Annotated in this window: 10 protein-coding genes; all 10 read right to left on the reverse strand. The window is 41.2% G+C overall.

The features are described 5' to 3' along the window. Nucleotides 1–464: 464 nt before the first annotated feature. Nucleotides 465–1,982: a sensor histidine kinase gene (locus ECA01S_RS03400; protein ID WP_082703241.1), complete on the reverse strand. Its 1,518-nt coding sequence runs from the start codon at nt 1,980–1,982 to the stop codon at nt 465–467. Beyond that, nucleotides 1,979–2,665, reverse strand: a complete 687-nt coding sequence (locus ECA01S_RS03405) for a response regulator transcription factor (protein ID WP_067391143.1) — start codon at nt 2,663–2,665, stop codon at nt 1,979–1,981. Before ECA01S_RS03405 ends, ECA01S_RS03400 begins: the two co-directional genes overlap by 4 nt. Nucleotides 2,666–2,794: 129 nt before the next feature. Further along, entirely contained in the window at nt 2,795–4,216 is a 1,422-nt protein-coding gene (gene gnd / locus ECA01S_RS03410; RefSeq protein ID WP_067391146.1) for an NADP-dependent phosphogluconate dehydrogenase, read from the reverse strand. 232 nt (nt 4,217–4,448) lie between these two features. After that, a complete protein-coding gene (rpmF, locus tag ECA01S_RS03415; protein ID WP_067391149.1) occupies nt 4,449–4,628 on the reverse strand; it encodes a 50S ribosomal protein L32 in 180 nt (59 codons plus the stop codon). Nucleotides 4,629–4,682: 54 nt separating this feature from the next. Beyond that, nucleotides 4,683–5,237: a YceD family protein gene (locus ECA01S_RS03420; RefSeq protein WP_067391151.1), complete on the reverse strand. Its 555-nt coding sequence runs from the start codon at nt 5,235–5,237 to the stop codon at nt 4,683–4,685. A gap of 124 nt (nt 5,238–5,361) precedes the next feature. Further along, the gene (locus ECA01S_RS03425; protein WP_067391154.1) at nt 5,362–5,556 is read right to left on the reverse strand and encodes a hypothetical protein; all 195 of its coding nucleotides are present in this window, start codon (nt 5,554–5,556) and stop codon (nt 5,362–5,364) included. An 83-nt stretch (nt 5,557–5,639) separates the two neighbouring features. Beyond that, the gene (locus ECA01S_RS03430; RefSeq protein ID WP_067391157.1) at nt 5,640–6,287 is read right to left on the reverse strand and encodes a DUF998 domain-containing protein; all 648 of its coding nucleotides are present in this window, start codon (nt 6,285–6,287) and stop codon (nt 5,640–5,642) included. 118 nt (nt 6,288–6,405) lie between these two features. After that, a complete protein-coding gene (locus ECA01S_RS03435) occupies nt 6,406–8,259 on the reverse strand; it encodes an ABC transporter ATP-binding protein (RefSeq protein ID WP_067391160.1) in 1,854 nt (617 codons plus the stop codon). 14 nt (nt 8,260–8,273) lie between these two features. After that, nucleotides 8,274–10,664: an ABC transporter ATP-binding protein gene (locus tag ECA01S_RS03440; RefSeq protein WP_067391163.1), complete on the reverse strand. Its 2,391-nt coding sequence runs from the start codon at nt 10,662–10,664 to the stop codon at nt 8,274–8,276. Between the two features lie 28 nt (nt 10,665–10,692). After that, nucleotides 10,693–11,364 (reverse strand): TetR/AcrR family transcriptional regulator, encoded by a 672-nt coding sequence (locus ECA01S_RS03445; protein WP_067391166.1) that lies wholly within the window; start codon nt 11,362–11,364, stop codon nt 10,693–10,695. Between the last annotated feature and the right edge of the window lie 78 nt (nt 11,365–11,442).

An 11,442-nucleotide genomic window follows, 5' to 3' on the forward strand; every position in this document is an offset into this window, starting at 1 on the left:
ACAACTCTTAAATCTTATCATTTAAGCAAGTGTCTGTCAACAACTCTTTTAAATTTTATTTAAGAATGTTTTTTTGCGCTTTTCGATATTTCTCAATTAGCGACCTCTTAAGGTTACCAGATTGATTGTTATTTGTCAACAACTTTTTTATTGATTTTTTCAATGTTATCAAGCAGTTGAGCGTTTGTCTCGTTCAGCGACTTTGTTATAATATCACGAGTAGTCACAGCCGTCAATACTTTTTTTCAAAGTTTTTTTCAGCTGTTCTTTCGTAAGAACAAATAATAATATAGCAATACTTCTAGGAAAAATCAACCAAAAAACCATATAAAAATTCACAAGAAATAATGCCGAACATTGTCGCGGTTTTAAGCCGGATTTCGTTCATTTTAAACTTCTTATCCTGACTATTTCACCATATAGTATTCGGAATGTTAACAAAAAAAGTAGCCGCTCAAAAGCGACTACTCTTCTGCTTCAATCATTTTAGGTGCAATCGGGATAAAGATTCGGAAAATAGTCCCTTGACCAACGACACTTTCCGCTTGAATTCGCCCCTTATAATTCTCTACTAGTTGTTTCGCAATAGATAATCCTAGACCGTTCCCACCCTTCGTACGGGCTCGGGCTTTATCAACACGGTAAAAACGATGGAAAATTCGATCAAGATCCTCTGGTGGGATTCCCTCACCGAAATCCTGGATGGCTATCTCAAATTCCTTTAGAGAAGTCGAGATTGAAATGTGCACTTCTTTTCTATTAGTAGAATACTTAACAGCATTATCCAAGATGATGATAATCAATTGTTCAAAATGATTACGATAAATGCTCAATTCTACTTCTTCAGAAATGTCATCATCTAAAGTGATCACAAAATCAGGATAGAGCAATTTAAAGTTGTTATAAACTTGATACACAACTTCTTTCGCTTTACTTGTTTTGTTAGAGTATTGCACATCTACTTGTTCCGCCCGGGAAAGGTCGAGCATTTCTTGTACGAGACTCTTCATTCGATTGATTTCCTGCAGACTAGCAGACAACGATTCATCTAAAACTTCCGGATCGTCTTTCCCCCATCTAGTTAACAGGTTTAAATGCCCTTCAATTATGGCAACTGGCGTTCGCAACTCATGAGAAACATCCTCTACAAATTGCTCCTGCTGCTCAATATAGCGGCGCATACGGTCCAGCATTTCGTTGAAGATTTCCGCCAAATCAGCCAATTCATCATTGGTATTGATTTCTGGCATATGGATCGTTGATTGCGGATCTTTACGGATAGTGTCCATCGTATCCCGTAGAATTTTCAATGGTTTTAGGAAATAGGCGGATAGGAAGAAGCCTAACACGCTACTTAGGATCAGTGACACAATTTCCAAGACAATTAGAGTCAATAATAGCTTACTACGGATATCATAAAAAGAAGATAACTCATAAAAGGCTTGGACATAACCAATCAAATTGCGATTCTCCCGAGAATATACCTCTTGAATGGCTAAAAAACCGGCTTTATTGTTCAGGGTAATGATAGCTGGTGCTTGGTTCTTTCGTTCTAGCAAATCAGCACCTTGCTTGCGTGTTTCAAAAACAAGCTGTCCTTCTGCGTTATACACAAAGAGACTCAAGGCTGGTTGTCCTAATTCTGACACAAAATTATCCATCTGGAGCATACTAGCTTCTAATGAGCTTTCATTAGAATTAGTTTCGCTGTTACCCGTGGACTCCGTTAGATTGTGGATCGTATTGAGGAGTGTCAGCTCACCTTCTGCTTTGGTCAGGCGGCTGGTTACTTCAGAAATCGTGGTTTCTAAATTTTCTCGCTCCTTGGCCACAATCAAGTTGACGGAGGATTTATAGGTAATAACTGCAAAGATGGTAAAAACGACAAATATAAAGAAAGAACTTGCAAAGGCCCACTTTACAGTTAAAGAAGGCCCCTTAAGTTCTCTACGCTCTGTTTTCTTTTGTTGGATCGATTTCACGAGCGCATCACATAACCAGTTCCGCGGACAGTTTGGATATAGCTTTCTTCCCCTGGAACGTCGATTTTATTGCGGAGGTAACGGATGTATACATCCACGACATTAGTTTCCACTTCTGTCTCGTAACCCCAAACTTTGTTAAGTAATACGTCACGCGCTAAGACAACATTGACGTTTTCCATCAAAGTCAACAGCAATTCATATTCACGTTTCGTTAATTCGATCACTTCGCTACCACGACGAACAACACGGTTCTCTTTTTCAATCGTTAAGTCGCGATAAGTAATAGTTGTTTGTTTTGCTACGTTTTTGTCGCCTTCGATGTCGATTCGGCGTAATAAAGCACGCAAACGCGCCAATAGTTCTTCGATAGCAAATGGTTTCACGATATAGTCATCGGCACCATGGTCCAAGCCAGAAACGCGGTCAATAACAGAATCCCGCGCAGTCATCATGATAATTGGGGTATTCTTAGATTGACGAACGCGACGGCAAACTTCCAAACCGTTCAATTCAGGCAACATCAAATCTAGCAAAATTGCATCCCACTCGTTATTTAATGCTGCTTCTAAGCCAGTACGGCCATTATAATGCACTTCAGTTGTATAACCTTCGTGCTTCAATTCTAATTCAACAAAGCGAGCTAAGTTCTTTTCATCTTCAATAATTAGAATATTACTCATTTATTTTGTCCTTTCTCTCGTAAAAGCGTTCTGGAAACTCCTCTATTATACAAATAAACCCGTTAAAAAGCTACAAATTATTAAAATTTGTCTCATTTCTAAAAAAAGGTCCCCGAAGAGACCTCTTTGTTATTCTTCATGATACCAACTGTAATGGAAGATACCTTCGCGATCTGTCCGTTCATACGTATGGGCACCGAAGTAATCCCGTTGTGCTTGGATCAGATTTGCTGGTAAACGTTCAGCGCGGTAAGAATCATAGTAAGCAATAGCTGAAGAGAAGGTTGGCACTGGTACACCCGCCTGAACAGCTAACCCAACGATATCACGAACAGATTGTTGATATTTCGCCGCAATATCCATAAAGTATTCATCTAAGACTAAATTATCAATGTTAGCATCTTTTTCGTAAGCGTCCGTGATTTTTTGCAAGAAACGCGCACGAATGATACAACCAGCACGCCAAATCTTAGCGATATCGCCAAATGGTAGGTTCCAATCAAATTCAGCCGATGCAGATTTCAATTGAGCAAAACCTTGTGCGTAGCTCATGATTTTACTGAAGTATAGGGCTTGGCGAATCTTTTCTTCTAATTCCTTTTTATCGCCATCGTAATTGAAGGCTGCCGGTTTAGGCAAGACTTTACTTGCTGCTACACGTTCGTCTTTGTAGGCAGAAATAAAACGTGCAAAGACAGATTCAGTAATCAATGGTAGCGGAACACCTAGGTCAAGCGCGCTTTGGCTTGTCCATTTCCCAGTACCTTTATTACCAGCAGCATCTAAAATCACATCCACGATTGGCTTACCAGAATCTAAATCATCTTTACGAGTTAAGATATCCGCTGTGATTTCGATTAAGTAGCTGTCTAATTCGCCTTCGTTCCATTCCTTAAAGACATCCGCCATTTCAGGAACAGGCAGACCTAAGATGTTTTGCATCAAGTCATAAGACTCCGCAATCAACTGCATATCGCCATATTCGATCCCGTTATGCACCATTTTTACATAGTGGCCAGCACCATTTGGTCCGATATAGGTTACACATGGTTCGCCATCTTCCGCTTTCGCAGCGATTTGTTCAAAAATCGGCGCAACTAAATCGTAAGCTTCTTTTTGACCACCCGGCATCATAGAAGGACCTTCTAAAGCGCCTTTTTCACCGCCGGAAACACCAGTACCGATAAAGTTGATACCAGAGTTGGCTAATTCTTCACTGCGGCGCATAGTATCTCTAAAGAAGGTATTTCCACCATCAATCAAGATATCGCCTTTGTCTAGGTGTGGTAATAGCTCTTGAATAGTAGCATCAGTTGCTGGTCCAGCTTTCACCATCAACATGATCCGACGTGGTTTTTCGATTGCATCAACAAATTCTTCGATCGTATAAGTTGCTTGGAATTTTTTATCTGGGTGTTCTTCCACTACTTCTTTCGTTTTAGAGCCCGTACGGTTGAATAACGCCACGGAATAGCCGCGGCTTTCAATATTCAGTGCGAGGTTTTTCCCCATGACTGCCATGCCGACAACGCCAAATTGTTGTTTTGTCATCTTATATCCTCCCATTTACTGAGAAATCATTCGTGAAATTTCTCATTTCTAATCTCTCTCATTATAACGTAAGCCCGTAAGAATGAAAACCAAATAGTGTTCACAGATTGCGCAAACCATAGGAACTACCTGTTTTCCGTTAAATTTACCTTTATTCGAATAAAAAAAGAAACCCATAGGCTCCATGGTTAGCCTATGGGTTATCACTACATTTTCTCTATTTAAAATGTAATTATGCTTCTTTAGCCATTACGTCTTTACCATCATAGTAACCACAGTTTGCACATACGTGGTGGCTTTTTTTCATTTCGCCACAGTTTGGACATTCGTTCAAACCATTGATGCTCAATTTGTAGTGAGTACGGCGTTTTGCTTTTTTCGCTTTAGAAGTCCTTCTAGCTGGTACTGCCATTGGTGTTACACCTCCTTGTTAAAAATTGCGTATTAAACGCAATATATTCCAATCCTACGCATTATCGTTTTCTTCATTGAAGAGCTCAGATAATTTTGCAAGACGAGGATCCATTGTTTCAGCTGCCGCTTGCCGGGCTAAGTGTTCTTCCTCTGTCACGACTTCCCAATCATTTCCTTTTGGTAATGATTCACTGTCACGTTCTGCTTCCGTCAATACCTGTAAAGGAATTGCCAACAGAATATTATCTGCAACAGATTCGTCGAGATCCAGTAGACCTTTTTCCAAGAGAATAATCTCTTCAGCGGCGACCATTTCATCGCGACGAGCAAATTGTTCTTCCGTCATAAAAACTTCATCAACTTGAAGTTTCATAGGAACTTGAACAGGCTCCAACGAGCGACTGGATGGTAATGTAATTGTATACTCAGCGAGATAATGGAGCAGATAGTCATTTTTTTCTACACTCAGAATCCCACTGACCGTGATGTTCGACAGATCCAAAATTTGCGGATCACGTTTTTGTAGCTCTTTTTTAAGATCTAACTGTACGTCTAGGTCGATCGTTTCATCGCGGCGTTTATTTAATTCTAATAATGACCACTTCATTTTCATCACCTCTAAGCAACAAAAGCAATTATACAAGGCAGAAAAACCTTTGTCAATGAAATTTTCTTGACAGTCTTTCAATAGTTATTGAATCGTGGTTTTTTAGGCTATTTTCTCTATCCGTTTATAAAAGCGGTGAGGCAGCAATATAATAGTAGGCTAACTCAAAAAAGCAGAAAACAGAGATTACCAGAAAGCCCCATGAAAGAAACTGAATTTCTTTGATGCCCTCTTTTTCATTGGCAGCATGGTTCACATGGCTTATCCAGAAACAAACAATAGATAATATGGGAAAAATCAATAAATGCAGGTTGTCCATCGCTACTCCTCCTTGACCTTAGTATAAGGCGGGAAGAAGGAGAAACCCACTAACAGATTCGTAAGTCCCGTAAGGCAAAACCATTAAAGTCGCTCACGTGCTTGGTAGATATGCACGCCAGCATAGAGGATAGGCAAGTAATTAAAGAAGAAGCTCACTCGTTGCCACAATCCTAGCTGACTGAAAACCGTTGTGTGTGCCAAGGCTGGTATGCGGGCGAGACCGTAAAGAATAGCCGTCAAGATACTAGCTGCTAAGAAGAGCCAATAGACGCGTCCCTCACGCGTTTTCCCCACTAATTGATAGACAAGTGCTACTACCGCTGGAAACAGCAGAAAACCCGCATAACCGACACCTGAGCCAATATTATGAACCCATGTTGAAAACGTCCAGCTGGCAGCTTCTTGGTCAATACTAAATAATCCTGTAAACATACAGTCACAAATACCATACAACGCAATACATAAGGCCGGTAGCCAACCAAACCGCGGGGCTATTTTGCGGAAGAAGGCATATAGAGCGGGAACAGCCAAAACGAAAAGGATGCCTGAAACCACTGACCAGATTTTAAATGCCTCCCGCACAGGACTGTTAACGTCGCCAAAGATGCTAATGACCATCGTCCCTTGATTCATACCAGGATAAAACAAGCCTAGTCCATAAGGTGTTAAAAAATCACTCAAAGCGCCTAAGATCAAAAAAACAGCGCCATATTTTTTCAAAAATTTCATATTGACCCCTCCTCTCTACTATTTTAATGGTTTCACCAAGGAGTTGTCTGCTTTAAACCCCTACAAAAAAAGCGAGACCTTTAACAGATCTCGCTTTTTCGCTATTAACCTTGTTCTATTAGCCGACCAACTCGTCGAATTGTGAGTTATACAATGCTGCATAGTAGCCGCCTTTAGCCAACAATTCTTCGTGAGTCCCTTGTTCTTTGATATCGCCATCTTGCATATAAAGGATCTTATCTGCATCTTTAATAGTAGAAAGACGGTGAGCGATAACGAACGAAGTACGTCCTTGCATCAAGTTGTTCATGGCATTTTGGATTTGAACTTCTGTCCGTGTATCGACAGATGAAGTTGCTTCATCCAAAATCAAGATCGGTTTATCCGCCAAGATTGCCCGTGCAATCGTCAGCAATTGTTTTTGACCTTGAGAAATATTGGAAGATTCTTCATTCAGTTCCATATTATAGCCACCAGGCAAGGTTTCAATAAAGTGATGCACGTGAGCGGCTTTCGCTGCGGCATAGACTTCTTCGTCAGTCGCATCTAAACGACCATAGCGTAAGTTGTCCATAATAGTTCCTTTGAACAACCAAGTATCTTGCAATACCATCCCGATGTTTTGTCGCAAATCCGCACGGTTAAAGTCTTTAATATTGTAACCGTCGATTTTGATTGCGCCAGAGTTAACATCATAGAAACGCATCAATAATTTAACCATGGTGGTCTTACCAGCACCAGTTGGTCCAACAATGGCCACCATTTGACCTGGATCCACATGGGTACTGAAGTCGTTAATAACGATTTTGTCTGGTGTATAACCAAAGTGTACATGTTCAAAGTCCACTTCACCTTTGACTTTGCCAATCTTCACAGGGTTTTCAACTGTTTGTGCTTCTTCTTCTTCACCAAGGAATTCAAAGACCCGTTCAGCTGCTGCTGCCATGGATTGTAGCATGTTGGATACTTGTGCTAATTGGGCGATTGGTTGCGTCAAGTTCCGAACATATTGAATGAAGGCTTGGATGTCCCCAACGGTAATTGTACCGTTATAAGCCAAGATCCCACCAATGATCGCTACTGCTACGTAACCTAAGTTACCAACAAAGTTCATGATAGGTTGCATCAAACCTGATAGAAATTGTGATTTCCAAGCTGATTTGAACAAAACATCATTTTGCTTTTTAAATTCTTTTAAGGCATTTTCTTCGTCATTGAAGAGATGCACGATGTTGTAACCACCAACAGTTTCTTCTACTTGACCATTGATTTTACCTAAATATTTTTGTTGCGTTGCAAAGTATTTTTGTGAGAACTTCACAACAATCATGATCAGAATAAAGGAAATCGGTACGATTAGAACGGAGATTCCCGTCATTTGAACCGAGATGGAAAGCATCATAATGATAACCCCGATAATCGTAAAGACCGAAGTAATCAATTGAGTCACTGATTGGTTCAATGATTGTCCTAAAGTATCCACATCATTTGTGATACGCGACAAAACTTCACCCGTTGTGCGGCTTTCAAAATAGTTCATTGGCATCCGGTTGATTTTTTCAGAAATCTCTTTCCGCATGCGGTACGTTACTTTTTGTGTCACCGTAGACATAATCCAACCTTGGATTACGCCGAACAGTGAGGCTACGAGATAAAGTCCTAGCATGAACAATAAAATCTGACCGATTTTATCGAAGTCAATGCCGCCAGTTCCTTGATACTTTTTAATCAAGCCGTTAAATAGCTCAGTAATCGCTTTTGATAAGATTTTTGGTCCCCAGATATTGAAGACAGTGGACGCTGCCGCAAAAATCATTACGAATAGAACGGCGATCTTATAATTTGCCATGTAGGAAACAAGTTTTTTGATAGTGCCTTTAAAGTCTTTGGCTTTTTCACCGGCACCCATGCCGCCTCCCATTGGGCCATGCCCGCCACGAGGACGTGCTTGTGGTTGTTTGTTGTCTGCCATGTTCTTTTCGCCTCCTAATCTTCTTCTATGCCAAGTTCGGCATTACTTAATTGTGAAGAAGCAATTTCTTGATAAACGGCAGATGTTGCCATCAGTTCTTCATGTGTTCCTTGGGCCACGATACGACCTTCGTTCAAGACGATGATGTTGTCCGCATGAAGGATTGTCGAGATTTTTTGCGCTACGATGATTTGAGTGATACCCTTGACATTTTCTGCCAAAGCCCGACGTAACGCCACATCAGTTTTATTATCCAAAGCAGATAGTGAATCATCGAAAATCAGAATCTTCGGATCTTTTGCCAAAGCTCGGGCGATGGATAACCGTTGTTTTTGTCCGCCGGAAACGTTGGTCCCACCTTGTGAAATGGCACGTTCATAACCTTGTTCGTTGGAATCAATGAATTCTTCCGCTTGGGCAATCATGGCAGCTTTCTTCATTTGTTCATCCGAAATACCGTCAACATTCCCAAACTTGATATTAGATTCAATATCACCAGAGAACAATACGCCTTTTTGCGGTACAAACCCAATTAAATCATGCAGCTTATGCAAGCTCATTTGACGAATATCGACACCATCAATGGTGATGCGGCCAGTACTTACGTCAAACAAACGAGGAATCAAGTTAACAACGGTTGATTTACCAGAACCAGTTGAACCAATCAGCGCCGTTGTTTGACCTGGTTTAGCCGTAAAATTGATATGGTGCAACACATCTTCACCAGCATCTGGATAGTGGAAAGTTACGCCTTCAAATTTCACTTCACCCTTGAAGTCATGGTCGTCTTCTGGTTTTTCTGGATCAATGATGGTTGGTGTTGTTTCTAATACTTCATCCACACGGCCTGCAGATACATTGGCACGTGGCAAGATGATGGAAACCATGGACAGCATCATGAAGGCCATGACGATTTGCATGGTGTACGTAATGAAGGCCATCATATCCCCAACTTGTAATTGACCGGCGTCCATATTATGACCACCAACCCATACGATCAAGACCGAAATACCGTTCATCAATAACATCATAACGGGCATCATAATCGACATTGCCCGGTTAACAAACATTTGGGTTTTCATTAAATCAGTGTTGGCCACGTCAAACCGTTTTTCTTCGTATTTTTCACGAGAGAATGCACGGATAACAGGAAGACCTGTGATGATTTCCCGAGAAACTAAGTTGACCCGGTCGACTAATTTTTGCAAACTCTTGAACTTCGGCATCGTGAAACCTAATAAGGTTAAAACTAAAATCAAGACTAGTCCCACAGCGACTCCGATAATCCAACCCATGCCGGTACCTGTTTTATATACCTCGTAGACGCCCCCGATACCTAAGATCGGTGCATACAAGACCATCCGAATCGTCATAACCAGACCCATTTGGATTTGTTGAATGTCGTTGGTACTACGAGTAATCAAAGAGGCAGGTGAGAATTTTTCCATCTCGGTATTCGAGAATTTCAGAATTTGGTCAAATTGACCCACACGTAAATTCTTACCAACTGAAGAGGAAACTAATGAAGCAATCAAACCAACTAGGATAGCTGCTACTGCTGAGATCAAAGTCAGCGTCAGCATTTCTGATCCTTTTTTGAACATATAATCGGTTTGAATCTTCTTCGTATCTTTCTTCAAGGCTTTGTATTCGCCTAGTGTCAATTGAATGCCCACAGTCTTCATGGAATCTTCGCCCATATCGCCTAATTCAGCTTTGGTTTCTTTACGCGCTTCTTCCAATTTAGCCGGCATTTCATCATTGGTTTTCTTAATATCGTCGCCAATTTGTTGCGCTTCAGCACCCTTAGCTTGGGCTTCTTCCCCTAGTTGTGTGGCTTCCGCACCTTTGCTTTGAGCAGTCGCCATATCACCAGTAGCTGCGGCAGCTTGGGCCTCAGCACCAGCTTCTTTGGCTTGTTCTCCTAATTGTTGGGCTTCTTCACCCAATTTTTTAGCTTTGTCGCCATCTGTGCCCATCTTTTGATAGGTGTCCAAGATCTCTTTAGCTGCACTAGCATCCTTAGAGTCTTTCGCTTGCGAAGAAGCTAGCATCATCATTGGCAAGCTGAAAATGTTGCCGAGCTTTTCTTTTGTCATGCCATTTTTTAAGTGTAATTCATAGACATCGACTTTTTTACCATCCACTGTTTGGGTGGCCTCTTTGTAATTTTCTTTGATCGTGTCCTTTTCCTCATCGGTCATGAACAGCTCGATCGCCGATAGAGTCGATTTACGGATCGTATCTGGCGTAGCTGTTTCTAGCCCGCCTTGTTGGATCCCTACGTCAACGATATCTGACGTAATACTTGGCAATGTCAAATCGCTGTGCGCTTGTACTACTAACAATACTAACGCCGCTAAGATGGCATACCAATATTTTCCTAGGTATTTGAATAATTTCACGGCTGCAACCTTCCTTATCGCTTATTTTTTACATATTTTCTTTTGGGGGCTTGGCAGCACCACTCTTGAGCCAATTCAGTTTCAAAGAAAAATCCTGCAAGACTTCTTCTACATCAAAATCTTCTTCTCCCATCAACTGACGATACCCTTCAGCAACAGTCGAGAACACGATATGCATCAACATTTTGACTAGTATCTTTAGTTCCTCCTGATTCGCCACTTTTAAAGCTGACAGATCGACCATGTCATAGAATTCGCGCATGCTCTCATGATGGGCTGGGTCTTTATGCATATGAGCATGATGTTGTTTCCCCATATGAGGCGCGACCTTATGAAACGAACGGTAGTCCATATTCATAAAAAGATTCCGATAAAACGCGGCGTCCGTCCCTTGCAAAACTTCCCTGACCATCTTTGTAAAATACAATTCAAAGCCGTCAAATAAGTTTCCTGAAGCTTGCTTGAGCGCCTCATTCAATTCTTGCTGGCTATCCCGACGCATACTTTGAAAATAGTAGAAATACAAATCTTCTTTATCTTCAAAATATTGGTAAAAACTACCTCGTGGAATCTCCGCATCCTTGATGATTTGAGCGATGGAAGCTTCTCCTAATGGCACTCTGGAAAATTCTTTTTTCGCGGCTTTCATAATCCGCTTTTGCTTCTCTTGCGACAAGTGAAAAAAGGTTTCCTTCGGCATGATGTCTCCTCCTTACTTTAAAAATTTCGCGGTCCAAAACAAATGACGCAATGTCATACGACACTGCGTCATTATACG

This window comes from Enterococcus canis NBRC 100695 (genome assembly GCF_001544375.1).
Classification (GTDB): Bacteria; Bacillota; Bacilli; order Lactobacillales; family Enterococcaceae; genus Enterococcus_H; species Enterococcus_H canis.

Excerpts from the sequence above, each read along its gene's own strand:
- ECA01S_RS03445 (WP_067391166.1), bottom strand. The coding sequence starts at position 11,364 with ATGCCGAAGGAAACCTTTTTTCACTTGTCGCAAGAGAAGCAAAAGCGG.
- gnd (WP_067391146.1), bottom strand. The coding sequence starts at position 4,216 with ATGACAAAACAACAATTTGGCGTTGTCGGCATGGCAGTCATGGGGAAA.
- ECA01S_RS03425 (WP_067391154.1), bottom strand. The coding sequence starts at position 5,556 with ATGGACAACCTGCATTTATTGATTTTTCCCATATTATCTATTGTTTGT.
- ECA01S_RS03420 (WP_067391151.1), bottom strand. The coding sequence starts at position 5,237 with ATGAAGTGGTCATTATTAGAATTAAATAAACGCCGCGATGAAACGATC.
- ECA01S_RS03435 (WP_067391160.1), bottom strand. The coding sequence starts at position 8,259 with ATGGCAGACAACAAACAACCACAAGCACGTCCTCGTGGCGGGCATGGC.
- ECA01S_RS03405 (WP_067391143.1), bottom strand. The coding sequence starts at position 2,665 with ATGAGTAATATTCTAATTATTGAAGATGAAAAGAACTTAGCTCGCTTT.
- rpmF (WP_067391149.1), bottom strand. The coding sequence starts at position 4,628 with ATGGCAGTACCAGCTAGAAGGACTTCTAAAGCGAAAAAAGCAAAACGC.
- ECA01S_RS03430 (WP_067391157.1), bottom strand. The coding sequence starts at position 6,287 with ATGAAATTTTTGAAAAAATATGGCGCTGTTTTTTTGATCTTAGGCGCT.